The organism is Blautia sp. HCP28S3_G10 (genome assembly GCF_052065235.1).
GTDB lineage: Bacteria > Bacillota > Clostridia > Lachnospirales > Lachnospiraceae > Blautia_A.
Genome location: NZ_JBQHUL010000003.1, coordinates 1 through 15838 on the forward strand (window position 1 = coordinate 1; position 15838 = coordinate 15838).

Annotated in this window: 21 protein-coding genes and 1 tRNA gene; 19 read left to right on the forward strand and 3 right to left on the reverse strand. The window is 43.0% G+C overall.

Annotated features, from left to right (window positions below; translation table 11 throughout):
- Positions 1-683: 683 nt before the first annotated feature.
- The 12 genes from ACTNB8_RS02165 to ACTNB8_RS02220 all read left to right on the forward strand — a co-directional run bounded on the left by ACTNB8_RS02165 (position 684) and on the right by ACTNB8_RS02220 (position 8140).
- Positions 684-755, forward strand: a tRNA-Arg gene (locus ACTNB8_RS02165).
- Between the two features lie 579 nt (positions 756-1334).
- Positions 1335-2210, forward strand: coding sequence for a ParB/RepB/Spo0J family partition protein (locus ACTNB8_RS02170; RefSeq protein WP_441051939.1), 876 nt, complete (start codon positions 1335-1337; stop codon positions 2208-2210).
- Between the two features lie 18 nt (positions 2211-2228).
- Positions 2229-3014 carry a ParA family protein gene (locus ACTNB8_RS02175; RefSeq protein WP_441051941.1) on the forward strand — a complete coding sequence of 262 codons (786 nt, stop codon included), beginning with the start codon at positions 2229-2231 and terminating at the stop codon, positions 3012-3014.
- The gene (locus tag ACTNB8_RS02180; RefSeq protein WP_441051942.1) at positions 3004-3915 is read left to right on the forward strand and encodes a ParB/RepB/Spo0J family partition protein; all 912 of its coding nucleotides are present in this window, start codon (positions 3004-3006) and stop codon (positions 3913-3915) included. Before ACTNB8_RS02175 ends, ACTNB8_RS02180 begins: the two co-directional genes overlap by 11 nt.
- Positions 3915-4265, forward strand: a complete 351-nt coding sequence (locus ACTNB8_RS02185) for a replication initiator protein A (RefSeq protein WP_441051943.1) — start codon at positions 3915-3917, stop codon at positions 4263-4265. Before ACTNB8_RS02180 ends, ACTNB8_RS02185 begins: the two co-directional genes overlap by 1 nt.
- 47 nt (positions 4266-4312) lie before the next feature.
- Positions 4313-5305, forward strand: a complete 993-nt coding sequence (locus ACTNB8_RS02190) for a DUF6017 domain-containing protein (protein ID WP_441051944.1) — start codon at positions 4313-4315, stop codon at positions 5303-5305.
- 17 nt (positions 5306-5322) lie between these two features.
- Positions 5323-5619, forward strand: a complete 297-nt coding sequence (locus tag ACTNB8_RS02195; RefSeq protein WP_349086147.1) for a hypothetical protein — start codon at positions 5323-5325, stop codon at positions 5617-5619.
- 15 nt (positions 5620-5634) lie between these two features.
- On the forward strand, positions 5635-6066 hold the full coding sequence (locus tag ACTNB8_RS02200) for a hypothetical protein (protein WP_441051946.1): 432 nt from the start codon (positions 5635-5637) through the stop codon (positions 6064-6066).
- Positions 6067-6237: 171 nt separating this feature from the next.
- Positions 6238-6561, forward strand: coding sequence for a helix-turn-helix domain-containing protein (locus ACTNB8_RS02205; protein ID WP_347375505.1), 324 nt, complete (start codon positions 6238-6240; stop codon positions 6559-6561).
- A 57-nt stretch (positions 6562-6618) separates the two neighbouring features.
- Positions 6619-7338 (forward strand): hypothetical protein, encoded by a 720-nt coding sequence (locus tag ACTNB8_RS02210; RefSeq protein WP_441051947.1) that lies wholly within the window; start codon positions 6619-6621, stop codon positions 7336-7338.
- A gap of 14 nt (positions 7339-7352) precedes the next feature.
- Positions 7353-7691: an MmcQ/YjbR family DNA-binding protein gene (locus ACTNB8_RS02215; RefSeq protein WP_154432774.1), complete on the forward strand. Its 339-nt coding sequence runs from the start codon at positions 7353-7355 to the stop codon at positions 7689-7691.
- Positions 7688-8140: a YaiI/YqxD family protein gene (locus tag ACTNB8_RS02220; protein WP_262655630.1), complete on the forward strand. Its 453-nt coding sequence runs from the start codon at positions 7688-7690 to the stop codon at positions 8138-8140. Before ACTNB8_RS02215 ends, ACTNB8_RS02220 begins: the two co-directional genes overlap by 4 nt.
- A gap of 222 nt (positions 8141-8362) precedes the next feature.
- On the opposite strand, the gene ACTNB8_RS02225 is transcribed toward ACTNB8_RS02220, so the two are convergent.
- Positions 8363-8851: an acyl-CoA thioester hydrolase/BAAT C-terminal domain-containing protein gene (locus ACTNB8_RS02225; protein ID WP_441051948.1), complete on the reverse strand. Its 489-nt coding sequence runs from the start codon at positions 8849-8851 to the stop codon at positions 8363-8365.
- A gap of 485 nt (positions 8852-9336) precedes the next feature.
- Here ACTNB8_RS02225 and ACTNB8_RS02230 point away from each other — a divergent pair, with 485 nt between their 5' ends.
- The 6 genes from ACTNB8_RS02230 to ACTNB8_RS02255 all read left to right on the forward strand — a co-directional run bounded on the left by ACTNB8_RS02230 (position 9337) and on the right by ACTNB8_RS02255 (position 13348).
- Positions 9337-9588: a hypothetical protein gene (locus tag ACTNB8_RS02230; protein WP_441051949.1), complete on the forward strand. Its 252-nt coding sequence runs from the start codon at positions 9337-9339 to the stop codon at positions 9586-9588.
- Positions 9589-9749: 161 nt separating this feature from the next.
- Positions 9750-10496 (forward strand): SDR family NAD(P)-dependent oxidoreductase, encoded by a 747-nt coding sequence (locus ACTNB8_RS02235; protein ID WP_441051950.1) that lies wholly within the window; start codon positions 9750-9752, stop codon positions 10494-10496.
- 59 nt (positions 10497-10555) lie between these two features.
- On the forward strand, positions 10556-10945 hold the full coding sequence (locus tag ACTNB8_RS02240) for a rhodanese-like domain-containing protein (protein WP_154433131.1): 390 nt from the start codon (positions 10556-10558) through the stop codon (positions 10943-10945).
- Between the two features lie 71 nt (positions 10946-11016).
- On the forward strand, positions 11017-11322 hold the full coding sequence (gene trxA, locus ACTNB8_RS02245; protein WP_441051951.1) for a thioredoxin: 306 nt from the start codon (positions 11017-11019) through the stop codon (positions 11320-11322).
- A 12-nt stretch (positions 11323-11334) separates the two neighbouring features.
- The gene (locus tag ACTNB8_RS02250) at positions 11335-11655 is read left to right on the forward strand and encodes a rhodanese-like domain-containing protein (protein WP_154433133.1); all 321 of its coding nucleotides are present in this window, start codon (positions 11335-11337) and stop codon (positions 11653-11655) included.
- Position 11656: 1 nt separating this feature from the next.
- On the forward strand, positions 11657-13348 hold the full coding sequence (locus tag ACTNB8_RS02255) for an FAD-dependent oxidoreductase (RefSeq protein ID WP_441051952.1): 1692 nt from the start codon (positions 11657-11659) through the stop codon (positions 13346-13348).
- Positions 13349-13441: 93 nt separating this feature from the next.
- On the opposite strand, the gene ACTNB8_RS02260 is transcribed toward ACTNB8_RS02255, so the two are convergent.
- A complete protein-coding gene (locus ACTNB8_RS02260; protein ID WP_441051954.1) occupies positions 13442-14197 on the reverse strand; it encodes a ZIP family metal transporter in 756 nt (251 codons plus the stop codon).
- A gap of 16 nt (positions 14198-14213) precedes the next feature.
- A complete protein-coding gene (locus tag ACTNB8_RS02265) occupies positions 14214-14873 on the reverse strand; it encodes a Crp/Fnr family transcriptional regulator (RefSeq protein WP_262655638.1) in 660 nt (219 codons plus the stop codon).
- Positions 14874-15008: 135 nt separating this feature from the next.
- Here ACTNB8_RS02265 and ACTNB8_RS02270 point away from each other — a divergent pair, with 135 nt between their 5' ends.
- Complete coding sequence (locus ACTNB8_RS02270; RefSeq protein ID WP_441051956.1) at positions 15009-15779, forward strand: NifB/NifX family molybdenum-iron cluster-binding protein; 771 nt, start codon at positions 15009-15011, stop codon at positions 15777-15779.
- The last annotated feature ends 59 nt before the right edge of the window (positions 15780-15838 follow it).

Consider the following 15838-nt stretch of genomic DNA (forward strand, 5'->3'; position numbering starts at 1 on the left):
TTTGGAAAAGGCGATAGCTTCATACCAAAAAATTTCATCATATAAGATTGATTCAGCTGACGTAAGTCAGTTTTAAATCATAAAATCCAATGCCGTTGAAATGGCTGAAAATCTTGATTTTAAGCCAAAAATCCGGTATTAGTCCTGTTAGTTTAATGGATAGAACAAGTGCCTCCTAAGCGGTGACCAGAGTTATCGCCTCGGCGTATAACAGAAAAATGAATTTGAGTTCGATTCTGTTATGTGATGTCACAATTAAGAGGACATGCGTTTTTGGAAAAGGCGATAGCTTCATACCAAAAAATTTCATCATATAAGATTGATTCAGCTGACGTAAGTCAGTTTTAAATCATAAAATCCAATGCCGTTGAAATGGCTGAAAACCTTGATTTTAAGCCAAAAATCCGGTATTAGTCCTGTTAGTTTAATGGATAGAACAAGTGCCTCCTAAGAAGGAGCCGCGGCTGAACCCTGAGGGAAAACAGAAAAAAGAACTTGGAGTTCGAATCGATTCTGGAAGAGACAAAATTAACAACGAAGCTTTCCCCATTCTGGCGGATGCTCTACTGTTAATAAAATGAATAATCTGATGATATCCAGCTAATCAAAATTAGCTGAAAATCATAAAACGGTTACCGAACCAAAGTGGCAAAAATCCAGTGTTTAAGCCAAAAATCGGTAATGTCCTCTTAGTTTAACGGATAAAACAAGCGCCTCCTAAGCGCTAGCTGTGGGTTCGATTCCCGCAGGGGACGGTTACTAAAAAAGCGGTAATGATTAGCAGAAAATGCTATGTCATGAGCCGCTTTTTTCTTTGCGATGAGATAAGAAAAGGCAGGCAGGGAATGAATTTCCAGCTAATTTGAAGTGATTTTTGTTAGCTGGCAGCTAATCAAAAATGCTGTTTTGCAAACAGGAAAAAATGGACTTTCTGCTAACATCGGGGTTCGTTCCTGTTGAAACCTCAGATCGGGGATGTAAAACAAGGTAAAATGGAGTAAAATCCCTCGCTGAAAGGAACTTCTGCAAACATCCATTAGCTGAAACAATAGAATATTTCATTAGCTGTAGCTAATGCAAACGGGATGCTCGTTTGGATCAGATTCAAATATAAGAATCTAATCTAAACGGGCATTTTTTGATGCAACAGGGGAGCAATAGATTCTGATGACTGTGCTTGCACAAAGGAAGAAGAATCTATTAGCGACCCGCAAGAACATGAGTATGGAGCATGATAATGCGAAATACGAATGTTCTCAGGATTATGGAAGCGTAAGCGGAACAATCCGTGTTGCAGCAAATGTTGTTTGGATTACAGGAAAAGGAGGAGTTCAATGGCAAGAAAAGAAAACGAATCAAACAGGCTGTTTGAGGATGAAAAAGTCATAGAAATTGAGATTGAAAGACTCAGATCATTTAAAGACCATCCTTTTAAAGTGACTGATGATAAGGAAATGCATCTCCTGAAGGACAGCATCAAACAGTACGGTGTATTGAATCCGCTGATCGTAAGACCGGTGCCGGATGGAGTATATGAAATTATCTCAGGTCACAGAAGAAAATATGCGGCTCAGCAGCTTGGATACCGAAAAGTACCGGTGATCATACGGGTAATGAACGATGAGGAAGCCATTATTAAAATGGTAGATGCTAATCTGCAAAGAGAACGGATCAGTTACAGTGAAAAAGCATTTGCCTACAAAATGAAAAATGATGCTATGAAAAGAACTGCCGGAAGACCGCGTAGCCAAATTGACCACAATTTAAAAGGAAAAAGAACGGTAGAGATTATTGCTGAGGAAACCGGCGAAAGTCCAAAGCAGGTCCAGAGATACATTACTCTTACGAATCTGATTCCAGAACTGTTACAGCAGTTGGATGATGAACTGATCTCATTCAATCCGGCTGTCGAACTGGCAGCTTTAAAAGAAAATGAGCAGAAAGAATTGATTGAGGCAATGGATTATGCCCAATCGGTCCCTTCTCTCTCGCAAGCGCAACGGATGAAAAAACTGAGTAAAGAAGGAAATCTGTCTCTGGAAAAGATGCAGGATATTCTGAGTGAGGTTAAAAAAGGGGAAATATCAAGGGTCACATTTACAAATGAACAGCTTCACAGATACTTCCCCAACAACTATACACCGGAAATGATGAAGCGTGAAATCGTAGCAATCTTAAAAATATGGATGGAACAATATTGGAACAAATAAGAAACGGAGGAATGAAGAATGTGTAAAGTAATCGCTGTTACAAATCAGAAAGGCGGAGTCGGAAAGACCACGACAACCGTAAATTTAGGGATTGGTCTCGCAAAAGAAGGAAAAAAAGTGCTGTTGATTGATGCAGATCCACAGGGAAGCCTGACAGCCAGTCTGGGGTATGTGGAACCGGATGATCTTGGTACTACTCTGGCAACGATCATGCTGACAGTTATTAATGAGGAAGAAATAAAACCGGAGGATGGAATTCTTCATCATGAAGAGAATGTGGATCTGTTACCGGCAAATATTGAATTATCGGCCCTGGAAGTAACCCTGGGAAATGTGATGAGCCGGGAAATGATCATGAAAGATTATATCGAAATGATGAGAGAACGATACGATTATATTCTGATCGACTGTATGCCCAGCCTTGGAATGATGACAATCAATGCTCTTGTTGCTTCGGATGCAGTTCTGATTCCGGTACAGGCAGCATATCTGCCGGTGAAAGGTCTTCAACAGCTGATCAAAACCATTTCTATGGTAAAGAAAAGGCTGAACAGGAAATTGCAGATCATGGGAATTCTGTTGACAATGGTTGATTTCCGAACAAATTACGCAAAGGATATTTCAACGATGCTCCATGTTACATACGGATCAAAGATAACGATTTTTGAAAATGTAATACCATTATCCGTAAAAGCAGCAGAAACAAGTGCAGAGGGAATCAGCATTTATGCCCACTGTCCTAAGAGCAAAGTGTCCAATGCATATAAGAGGCTTACACAGGAGGTTTTGGAATATGAAAAATAGAAGCGGCGAGAAAATCAAATTAACAAGCATCGACGAATTACTGGGTGTTGTAAATGAAGAATCTGCTATGGAGATTGAGATTGATAAAATAAAGTCCTTTGCAGGTCATCCATTTAAAGTAATTGATGATGAGAAAATGCAGAATCTCATAGAAAGCATCAGTGAATCAGGAGTTTTGACCCCGGTTCTGATCCGTCCGGATCAAAATGATGGATATGAAATGATCTCCGGTCATCGTCGGATGCATGCGGCACAGAAGGCGGGGTTAATAACAATACCGGCAATTGTCAGAGAAATGACGGATGATGAAGCTGTGATTGCCATGGTAGATGCCAATATCCAAAGAGAGGAGTTGCTTCCGAGTGAGAAGGCATTCGCTTATAAAATGAAAATGGAAGCAATGAAAAGACAGGGGGCTCGAATAGACTTAACTTGTGTTCAAAATGATCACAAGTTGGGAAAGAAATCAAGAGAAATTCTTGGAGAACAAATAGGTATTAGCAGTGCACAAATCCAGCGTTATATCCGTTTGACAGAACTTATCCCAGATTTACTGGAATTGGTAGACAAGAAACGTCTGAACTTTACCATTGCTGTTGATATCTCATATATTCCGCAGGATGTACAGAAATGGATTTATGAATATATCTGTGACAATGGATTTATCAAACCGAACCAGATTGCAGCTTTAAAAAATTATCTTGGACAAGGACCGGTTACCCAGAGCTTGATGATCAGTATCTTAAACAGTCATATTCAGGTTAAGGCTCCTGCAAGAAAGGTTACGTTGAATGAAAAGAAGCTGACAAAATATTTTTCTAAGAATTATACATCGGAAGACATGGAGAAAGTCATTGAATCATTATTGGAGAAATGGAAACAGGAACAGGAGGAAGTGTGATGGATTTTAAATATTTATATGGAAAGCAGGCAGATCAGTATTCGTTCATACATATACCGAAGATGCTGGTAACTGAAAAAGTATTTACTGATATAACGATTCATGCAAAAGTTCTCTACGGTCTTCTTTTAGACCGTATGGGAATGGCGGTAAAAAATAAATGGGTCGATGAAAGAAACCGGATGTATGTTGTTTATCCGATTCAGGAGATCCAGAAAGATATGGGAGTAACCAGAAAAAAAGCAAGGGAATGTCTGACAGAGCTTGAAAATGCCGGACTTATAGAAAAGCATTTTAGAGGCATGGGGCTGCCAAGCATTTATTACGTAAAAGACTTTGCGGTAGCGTGAGTAAGAAATGTCCATTATGGAACTACTACCGCAGGAAAGGAGAAAATATGGATCAGAAATTGACATTTCGATACTTTTACGGGAATGAAGCTGATCAGTACAGCTTCTACCGGATACCAAAACTTTTATTCAAAAATGAATATTTTAAAAATCTGAGCAGTGATGCAAAGATCTTATACGGTCTGATGCTAGATAGAATGTCTTTGTCCATCAAAAATCAGTGGTTTGATGAACAGAACCGGGCATACATCTATTTTTCCATTGAAGATATCATGGAACTGCTGAACTGTGGAAGGAATAAAGCTGTAAAATCGCTGCAGGAACTGGATGATGAGAATGGAATCGGTTTGATTGAAAAGCGCAGGCAGGGATTTGGAAAAGCAAACATCATATATGTAAAAAGCTTCATGGTCTATGAGAAACAGGCGGAACAATCAGCAGAGGAAGCACAGAAGTTTACAAAACAAACCAATGTTGATACTCTGGAAGATGCAGAAGTTTATAAAACAAACTCCATGAAGTCCCAAAAACAAACTTCAAGAAGTCCTGAAAATAAACTTCAAGAAGTTTGCAATTCAAACTCTAATTATAATAATACTAGCGATATTAAAGAGAGTAAGAATAAATCAGATCAAATCATATCCGATAGACAGAAATCAGATGTTGATGGGATGGATACAGTATCCGCTTATCAGAATCTCATCAAAGAAAACATAGATTATGATTCATTACTTATTGCGCATCAGTATGACGAAGCATTGATTCAGGGCATTTATGAGCTTATTCTAGAAACCGTTCTGTGCAGTAGTGAAAAGATCCTGATTGCAAGTAACTGGTATCCGGCGGAGCTGGTACGCAGTAAATTTTTAAAACTGAATTATTCCCACATCGAGTATGTTCTTGACTGTTTCAAGAAGAATACATCAAAGGTGAAAAATATCAAGAAATATATGCTGGCAGCATTGTTCAATGCCCCGACAACGATCGATGGGTACTATAAGGCAGAAGTGAATCATGACATGCCGCAGTTTGCTGTCTGACTGAGAGGAGGAGAAAGATGTTTTGTTTAAAGCTCATTGGGAAAATATTATTGATTCCGGTCTGGTTTATTCTCATAATCGTGGGAATACTCGTTAAGCTGGTTGTGAATATGGTTTCAATTGCTAAATCATTTGTGGTGCTTGGACTGGTAGCTTTGGCAATAGGAACGATTATCTGTTACCAGGATTGGGTGCAGGTTGTATTTTTGTTCTGCCTGATCGTTTCAGCATTTCTGGTTTTGTATGTAAGTGTATTTATAGATGCTGCGATTGATCTGGCCCGGGAAAAATTAGTGAGAATATTGTTAGCATAGAGGAGGAGAAGAACCATGATTAAAGAAAATGATTATATCCAATTACCACCGCTTCGTAGAGATACGGATTTGAAAGTGGTTATGGCATTGTGGGAATATGTAAAGATGCCAGAAGAATCCAGGCAAAAGGTCTTAGCATTTTTAGATGAATCAGAAAAGAATAATCCAAGTGGGGAGCTTCCCCCACTTGATTATCTGCAATCACTTCCTGTTGAAGATATCAATGATTTTGATAAAGTTATGGGAAAGATTATTAATGACATTATTGTAGAAGCATGTGATCTGGCTTGTTGGGTATATGTCTGTAAGTTTATAGAAGGATTGTCATTGGAACAGATTGTGGATCAGAATAGAAGCGCAGAACAGTTTATAGCTGCTCTATTCTCTATGTTTGATAAATACATAGATATTCCTGATAACGATAGTAATAATATCAGACCATCATGAGTAAATTGATGCAGAACTGGGAATAAATATGCTATACTAATGTAGTTCCTTATTTTTTTACCTGTATACTTCGTTATGCCTAAGTATTTTACATTGGAATATACAATCTGATAAGTTTCCTTAATTATAAGTACAATAAGGGTATCATATCGGAAATGAGGTGTAGAATACTTGCAAGCTGAGAACTATATTATTGCCAGGATTGAGCAGTTGTGTGAAAAAAAGAAATTTAGCAGGTACAGACTCGCTCAGAAATCTGGAATTGCCCAGTCATCTATTTCTACATTGCTAAACAGGAAGAGTGTTCCAACGATTCAGACTCTTGAGAAAATATGTGAGGGATTCGATATCACCCTTGCCCAGTTTTTTGCAGGTGATGAAGAAATTCCTGATTTAACAGCAGATCAGAAACAGCTGCTTTCTGACTGGAATGCGATGGACGAACATCAAAAAGAGCTGGTAAAAGCGTATATACAGGGCATTATTAGAAAATAAGGACGTCTGTGCTGAGGGATGGCATAGTACGTCCTTATTTCAGCTTTGGGGGTTTTTATGAAAAGAAGTAATATTTTATGCTTTGTACTTATATTAGGGATTACGCTCTGTGGTTGTCAGACGCAACCTGCAAAAACATTAACAACAAAACAACAGTTGGATCAGATGGATTATGAATCTGATGATGACTTTGAACTGTCTCTTCAATCATCAATCGGTAAAGAACAATGCTTTATTTGCGGAACACCGGCTGGTGGACTTCTGGAATATTATAAAAAATTCGATTCAATTGGGATTATCCATTGGGCCGATATGTCAGTCACTGACACCCGGATCCGAGAATATGATGATAATGGAAATGAGAAGATTGATTCTGGGCATATGAGCACAATGATAAATTCTTTTGGAGAGGATTATGGTTCTATTATGACACACTCTCAACCGGATAGATGTATTGCGGAACCAAATATACGCCTTGGGGAGAAAGATACGATAGACTGTGAAACGCTCAAAGATCAATTGTGTCAGGATTGTCTGGATAAGGTGTGTAAATTTTATGAAGACCAGGTAAACAGTGATAATGATGAATATCTGGAAAGCACGGGGTACTCGCTGATTGATTTTACAACAGGAGAACTTTATACCCTATCTGATCCGTATCAGGGATATAGTATTCGGGATTATATGATCCGATATGATTATAGAGAACAGGGAGACGGAGAAAAATATATAGATTTGCTGATCTTCTATGCTCCGATCCGGGGAGAGGAAGGTTAAGAAAAGAGGAAACTATGCAGACAAGGCAGGAGGCAATACAATATTGCCATTCATTTCAAGATGTATATGAAGATTATCCTTTTCATGATGATAACTGGTGTGTTATGCGTCATAAGGGAAATAAGAAAACATTTGCGCTTATTTATGATAAAGATGGTTATGTATGGATAAATGTAAAATGTGATCCGGAATGGAGAGAGTTCTGGAGAAATGCTTTTGAATCTGTGATCCCAGCTTATCATATGAACAAGACACACTGGAATTCTATTATCTTGGATGGCTCTGTTCCTGATAAAGATATCTGGCGGATGATCGGGGAAAGTTATGATCTGACGAAAGGAAAGAAAAAATGAGGATATTAGTAGATGCGGATTCCTGTCCTGTGGTGTCAATCGTAGAAAAAACAGCAAAGAAATATGAAATCCCTGTTGTTCTTTTATGTGATACAAACCATGTTTTATATTCAGATTACAGTGAAGTAATCACAGTGGGAGCAGGTGCTGATGCAGTAGATTTTAAACTGGTCAGTCTGTGCCAGAAAGGAGACATTGTTGTAACGCAGGATTATGGTGTCGCGGCAATGATTCTGGGAAAAGGTGCTTATGGTATCCATCAGAGCGGTAAATGGTATACAAATGAAAATATAGATCAAATGCTGATAGAGCGATATCTAGCGAAGAAAGCCAGAAACGCAAAGAAAAAACGTCATTTGAAAGGTTCGTCTAAAAGGACGGAGGAAGACGATAAAAGGTTTGAAGTGTTTTTGAATAAATTGATTGAGATGTATATTAAGGATAGGTAGCAGAAAAATAAGGACGTAGGCTTTCACTCCCCTATGTCCTGCTTATTCTATTCCAATTCTACAAACTGAAATTGAACAAAATCGCTGCGCGATGGCCTGCCAAGGCTGTGGCGCAGCTTTTTACTTTTTCTAAAAAAGGCAGTGACAGGATTGGCCCAAGATAGTATTGTTAAAGTACCACCAATAACAAACTTCAAACACGGGCTTAGTCCCAACAACTGCCTATGAAAAGAATATCATCTTTAGGCTGCTTACACAAGCAGTTTTATTTTGCAAATTTTTTGAAAGCAGCAAGTTCTCTCGCCAAAACATCGGTATCTTTGCATAACCATTTTCCAATGCTTCTTGATAATACTCATCGAACCATCCTTTGAACACTCCTATACCATCATGACATGCACCAGACCAACTTATCGCAAATTTTATCGAATGGACTTCTTTTAATAGCTCTGCCATTACACGGGCTCCTTGACTAAATCCTAAAATACCAATATTGTTACAGTCAATAAAGTCCTGCGTGTAAAGATACTGATAAACTTTTTTTGTATCATTCACTTCTCCACAAAAGCTTAATTTCGTTTGGCAAGCCTTACTATCACCGCATCCTGCATAATCAAGACGAATTGAAGCAATGCCGATGTTCAATAATCTTTTGGACATTTCTGCAAACAAATTACCGACTTCATTTTTTGTGATCCTGTTCCATGGCATAGAATCACCGCTGGCATTTTTTCGTGTTTTTGGGAATAAGAAAACACTGCTGGGATAGCGTATTCTGTATTATATATTGTAATTAGTTTTTCCATATCTTGTTCTCCTCTATTTTCGATTTGTATAGCCTCTCTTAACATCTATTCCACTGCCTGCACCCTCTCCAAATGGTCGAGTTGCCGGATTGGTTGTCACCCTTTTTCATTTTCCAAAAATCATCCCAAAATGCCTGACATCTAATCCACTGCCTCAAATCGTGACATCTAATCCGAGGTTACAACCTGACATACATTTTGCAGTAGATATGTTTCCATATAAGAAAACCGAGCTTCTTCAGAAGTCTGGCTTCAAATCCCAACCTCCGAAAAAGCCCGGAAATACGCCGCTTTCTGGCACTTGATTTTATTTCCTTGACATCAATACTACCGTCTCCACATGGGTCGAGACAATGGCTTGAATGTCCGCAGTACACGGGAATAAATCATATGCCGGTGTATGAGGGAACATATCAGGTCTATACAGAAGCCCTGAGTGTGCTTTTCCCGGTTGACAGTATGGACAGCTGTGAGGAAATGATGATTCAGGACTGGCCGGGCGCTCTTTACAAGAAAGATGACACGGCATTTCTCTGTTGGACTTATTCTCCGGAAGTCACTTATGTTCTGGAATACACTCCAAGCCATCTTGATGATTCCGAAATCATCAAGATGGCTGAAAGTGCAGAACCTGTAAAATAAAAACCACAGTCTACACTTCAAATCGGAGCGTGACTGTGACTTTTTATTTATGCACGGGCATGATTTTTCTATCATTCCTTCTTGGAAAAATGTGATTTTATCACGGAGAGCGCCTCCGAAACAGGTTATACTACAAATACAAAACACAAGGAGGTATTCTTATGAGACTGAAAGATAAAGTTGCAATCATCACCGGAGGCAGCCGTGGCATTGGCTACGCTACCGCAGACAAATTTTTGAAGGAAGGTGCTACGGTAATCCTGACCGCAAGCTCACAAGGTTCTGCTGACAAAGCGGTTGCGCAGCTGAAAGAAAAGTACCCTGATGCAACAGTTGCGGGAATCAGTCCTAACCTGTCCAATTTGGAATCTGTCCGCAATGCGTTCCGAGAAGCTGCCTCAAAATACGGTTGCATTGATATTCTGGTGAACAATGCCGGTGTATCCGAAAGCACTCCCTTTGCCGAGTATACGGAGGAAACCTTTGATAAGGTTATGGATCTGAATGTAAAAGGCGTGTTCAATGCTACAAGAGCCGCCAGTGAGTGCATGATTGCAAAAGGTCAAGGTGTTATTCTCTCCACCTCCTCAATGGTCAGCATTTACGGCCAGCCCAGTGGCTTTGCTTATCCCGCATCCAAATTTGCTGTCAATGGTCTGACGGTTTCCCTTGCCCGAGAATTGGGTCCGAAGGGTATTCGAGTGAATGCGGTCGCTCCCGGTATTACCCTGACCGATATGATGAAGGCTGTTCCCAAGGAAGTAATTGATCCGCTCATCAAGCAGATCCCTCTGCGCCGCCTGGGTCAGCCGGAGGATATTGCCAATGCATTTGTGTTCCTGGCATCTGACGAAGCATCCTATATCACGGGCGTTGTGCTCAGTGTAGACGGAATGGCAAGAACATAAAAAAGGAAACAGGGCAGCTGGAAACGGCTGCCCTATCTTCAAAATATGGAGGTATACACATGAAAAGAATCATTCCCATTTTAATGACTTTACTGCTTCTCTCTGGTTGTGCAACGCAATCCGCTGAAAAAACCTATCGACAGATTACTATGGAGGAAGCTATTACGATGATGGAGGAGGAAACCGGATACATCATCCTCGATGTTCGTACTGCTCAGGAATATAGCGAAAAGCATATTCCCGGTGCTATCAATATTGCCAACGAATCCATTGGCACAGAGGATATCTCTGAACTGCCGGATAAAGATCAGCTGATTCTGGTATACTGCCGCAGCGGTAATCGGAGTAAGCAGGCATCTGAAAAACTGGTGAAACTGGGCTACACCAATATCATTGAGATCGGCGGAATTAATAGTTGGCCCGGTGAAACAGTCACCGGCGATAAGTGATAAAATCACAGAACAAGGAACGACTACTGGATATAATAAAGCCATAAAAAAGAAAACAGGAGGACTTAAATATGTCTGCTATCAGTGTTAATAAAAACAATTTCAATCAAGAGGTTTTGAACTCGGACAAGCCCGTCCTGATGGATTTCTGGGCTCCCTGGTGTGGTCCTTGCCGCATGGTAGTTCCTCTGGTAGAGGAGATTGCCAAGGAGCGCTCCGATATCAAGGTTGTTAAAATTAATGTGGATGAGGAACAGGAACTGGCTATGCAGTTCGGTGTGATGAGCATACCCACTCTGGTGGTTATGAAGAACGGAAAGATTGTCCATCAAGTCACCGGTGCCAGACCTAAGGCTCAGATTCTCGCCATGCTGTAAGGAGGTGCAAAGATGAGATTCTTCGATTTCCTGAAAGGCCCTGACATCAATCAGGGTGTCAAAGAATATAGCACTACGGATGGCGCAGTCCTGCTGGATGTTCGCACCCCCGACGAATACCGGCAGGGGCATATCCCCGGCAGTAAAAATGTTCCTTTGCAGTCCATTGACAAAGTGGCTGGCATGATTGACAATAAAGCTACCCCCATCTTTGTACACTGTCTCAGTGGTGCAAGAAGCCGCCAGGCAGCTGCTGTTTTGCAGCAGCTGGGTTATACCAACGTGAAAAACATAGGCGGAATTTCCGCTTATGCAGGAAAGGTGGAACGATAATATGAAAGTTGTCATTGTAGGCGGTGTGGCAGGCGGTGCTACCGCTGCCGCCCGTATTCGCAGACTGAATGAGCAGGCAGAAATCGTAGTTTTTGAGCGCTCGGGGTATATCTCCTATGCCAACTGTGGTCTGCCATACTATATCGGTGATGTGATTACCGATCGGTCGGATCTGACCCTCCAGACCCCGGAAAGCTTCTTCTCCCGGTTCCGTGTGAACATGAAGGTGCGCCATGAGGTCACAGCGATTCATCCTGAAGAAAAAACCGTTTCCGTGAAAAATCTGGAAACCGGTGAGGAGTTTGAGGAGAGCTATGACAAGCTGATTCTCTCTCCCGGAGCCAAGCCTACCCAGCCCCGGCTTCCCGGTGTAGGTCTTGATAAGCTGTTCACCCTGCGTACTGTTGAGGATACCTTCCATATCAAGGATTACATCAATGCAAACCATCCCAAATCCGCTGTACTGGCAGGCGGTGGCTTCATTGGATTGGAGCTGGCAGAAAACCTGCGAGAGCTGGGGATGGATGTCACCATTGTCCAGCGTCCAAAACAGCTTATGAATCCCTTTGATGCCGATATGGCTTCTTTCATCCATAATGAAATGCGCAAGCACGGTGTAAAGCTGGCACTTGGTCATACCGTAGAAGGGTTTGAGGAAAGGGATGGCGGCGTGGATGTGCTGCTGAAAGACGAACAGCCTCTCCATGCGGATATGGTAATCCTGGCCATTGGTGTTTCTCCCGAAACCACCCTTGCAAAGGATGCCGGGTTGGAACTGGGCATTAAAGGAAGTATTGTGGTCAATGACCGAATGGAAACCTCCATTTCCGACATCTATGCCGTGGGCGATGCGGTGCAGGTGAAGCACTTCGTCACCGGGCAGGATGCTCTGATCTCTTTGGCTGGCCCTGCCAATAAACAGGGACGAATCGCTGCGGACAACATCTGTGGCGGAGACAGCCATTATACCGGCTCCCAAGGCAGCAGTGTCATCAAGATCTTTGGCATGACTGCCGCTACTACCGGCGTAAATGAGACCAACGCCAGAAAAACAGGGCTGGATGTTGATACGGTTATCCTGTCGCCCATGAGCCATGCAGGTTACTACCCCGGCGGGAAAGTCATGACAATGAAGGTGGTCTTTGAAAAGGCGACTTATCGCCTGCTGGGTGCGCAGATCGTAGGCTATGAAGGTGTGGATAAGCGCATTGATGTGCTGGCCACCGCTATCAGGGCAGGAATGAAAGCCACGGAACTGAAGGATCTGGATCTGGCCTACGCACCGCCTTATTCCTCTGCGAAAGACCCGGTAAATATGGCTGGCTTTATGGTTGAGAATATCGCAAACGGTGTTCTGAAACAATGGCATCTGGAAGATGCAGATCGTCTTCCTCGTGACGGAAGCATAACTCTGTTGGACACCCGCACTGTGGAAGAATTCGCACACGGACACATTGACGGCTTCTTTAACATCCCGGTGGACGAGCTGCGGGAGCGGCTGGGTGAGCTGGACAAGCGTAAGCCTGTCTACGTCATCTGTCAGAGCGGTCTGCGCAGCTACATTGCCTGTCGTATCCTGGCCGGAAACGGCTTTGACTGCTATAACTTCTCCGGCGGCTTCCGTTTCTATGATGCTGTGACCAATGATCGCTGTCTCATTGAATCGGCTACGGCCTGCGGAATGGACAAATAAACAACCGCCGCATCTCTCCAACAATTTTGGTAGAGATGCGGCGGATTTTCATCCTCTGACTGCAGCAAACATTTCAAACATCTGAATCACACTTTACCCCAAAAAGAAATCACTGACCAGCATCACACAGAATCCGGCCAGGAGCGCATAGGTTGCTCCGGTCTCGCTGCCGTGGGCATGGGTTTCGGGAATCATTTCATCACTGATGACATAGAGCATGGTTCCTCCCGCAAAGGCCAGAGCAAAGGGGAGAATGGCCGAAGCAATGCTTACGGCCCAATATCCCAGAAGCGTACCGACGATTTCGATCAGCCCGGTCACCATGGCGCAGACAAAGGTTTTTACCGGGGATACGCCTGCTGCCAGCATGGGCGCAATGATCACCATGCCTTCGGGGATGTTCTGCAGGGCGATACCGCAGGCGATCATCATCGCCTGCGCCGTGTCTTCACTTCCAAAGCTGACACCGGCGGCAATCCCCTCCGGCAGGTTATGGATCGCGATGGCTGTGACAAACAGCAATACCTTGTCAAGGTTGGTGCTGCGGTGTGTTTCCGTATCGGTTCCCACCAGCTTATGCAGGTGGGGAACCAGCTTATCAATGAGATTCAAGCACACCGCCCCAGTAAAGATCCCGATGATGGAAACGAGGATCCCATGGGTTCCGCCATAATTGAGAGATGGCAGAATCAGTCCCAGTACAGCCGCAGACAGCATAACACCTGCCGCAAAGGACAGCACTATGTCGGAGAATTTGTGGGAGATATTCCGAAAGACAAAGCCAATGAGACTTCCAAAAATGGTCGCGCCCCCCACGCCGAGGGCGGTGAGCAATACGATTTTCATCATCAACGATACAGGTCTTCTATGTATCAGAAAGTTCCTGCAATCTCCTTTCTTCACAAATCTCCACGGTGCCCCGCGCCAGCTTCACCATACCCTCGTTCTGGAAATAGCGAAGCATTCGGGTAACTACCTCGCGGGCGGTGCCCATGTGGCCCGCAATGGTTTCATGGGTAATCTTGAGGATGTTTGTTTCCTCTAAGCTGCATTCCTCCAGCAGAAATTCTGCCAGCCTTTTATCAAAGCTTTTCCACATGATCTGCTCCATGAGCCACATAACCTCAGAAAAACGGGTAGCCATAATTTCGTTGGTAAAATTAGCTACCACAGCAGACTCTTTCATAATGCGCTGATAAGTGTCAGCAGAAATAACCCACATCGTGGTATCCTTCTGCGCCTCAATGGTGATCTCAAACTGAATGCTGTTCATCATACAGGAGGCGGAAAACAGGCAAATATCCCGATCAAACAAACGATAGAGGCTAATCTCCCGTCCTTCATCGGAAAGAATATAGGCACGAAGCTGTCCGCTTCTTACCAGCAGAAGACCGGTACACTCCACAGTTCCGTTGTGAATCACAGTCCCTTTGTCCACTTTTCGTAAAACTGCATTTCGCTCCAAAATCTGCTGCTGGGTCGGTGTCAGTTTGTTCCAAATTGGAAAATAGGATGAAAAATCCATGGGTACACCTCCTTGAATACACATAGTATAAAATAATTTATGGCATATGTCAATAATTCCGTTGACCTATAGGAAAAGGAGATGTACAATGGTCGTATAAATGGCATATGCCGCAAATAATATGGAGGTGAATCTATGCCAAGACCGAGAAAATGCAGAAAAGTTTGTTGTTTGCCGAATAATGATGGTTTTGTTCCGGTTCGTGGCGGCGAGGAACTGACTCCCATTGTCCTGAATGTGGATGAGTATGAATCCATTCGCCTGATTGACCGTGAAGGTTTTTCTCAGGAGCAATGCGGAGAATATATGCGTATTGCCAGAACAACGGTTCAGCAGATTTATGCAGCTGCCCGCAAAAAGCTGGCTGATGCGCTGGTTGAGGGACTTCCTCTGCGAATCGAGGGAGGGGATTTTACACTCTGCAGCGGAAACAGCGCAGCCTACGGGTGCAGAAATTGCTATCAGCAAAAAATCCATCCGATGCACGAAAAACCGAAAGGAGATAATATTATGAGAATTGCAGTCACTTATGAAAACGGAGAAATCTTTCAGCACTTCGGTCACACCGAACAGTTTAAAATCTACGATGTGGAAGATGGAAAAATCATTTCGTCTGAGGTTGTGGATGCTGGCGGCAGCGGACATGGTGCACTGGCAGGCGTCCTGAGTGCACTGAAGGTGGATGCCCTGATCTGCGGCGGTATTGGCGGCGGTGCCCAGATGGCACTGAGCGATGTGGGTATCCGGCTTTATGGTGGTGTTTCCGGCAACGCTGATGCAGCAGCAGAAGCACTGGCAGCAGGCGAGCTGGACTTCAACCCCGATGTCCGGTGTGATCATCACGACCACCATGGGGAAGGTCACTCTTGCGGTTCCCACGGCTGTGGCCATCACTCCTGCGACTGAAATAGGTGATTAAGTCACGGAATATGTGTCGTGATTTGATAAAATATAGATAAAGGAGG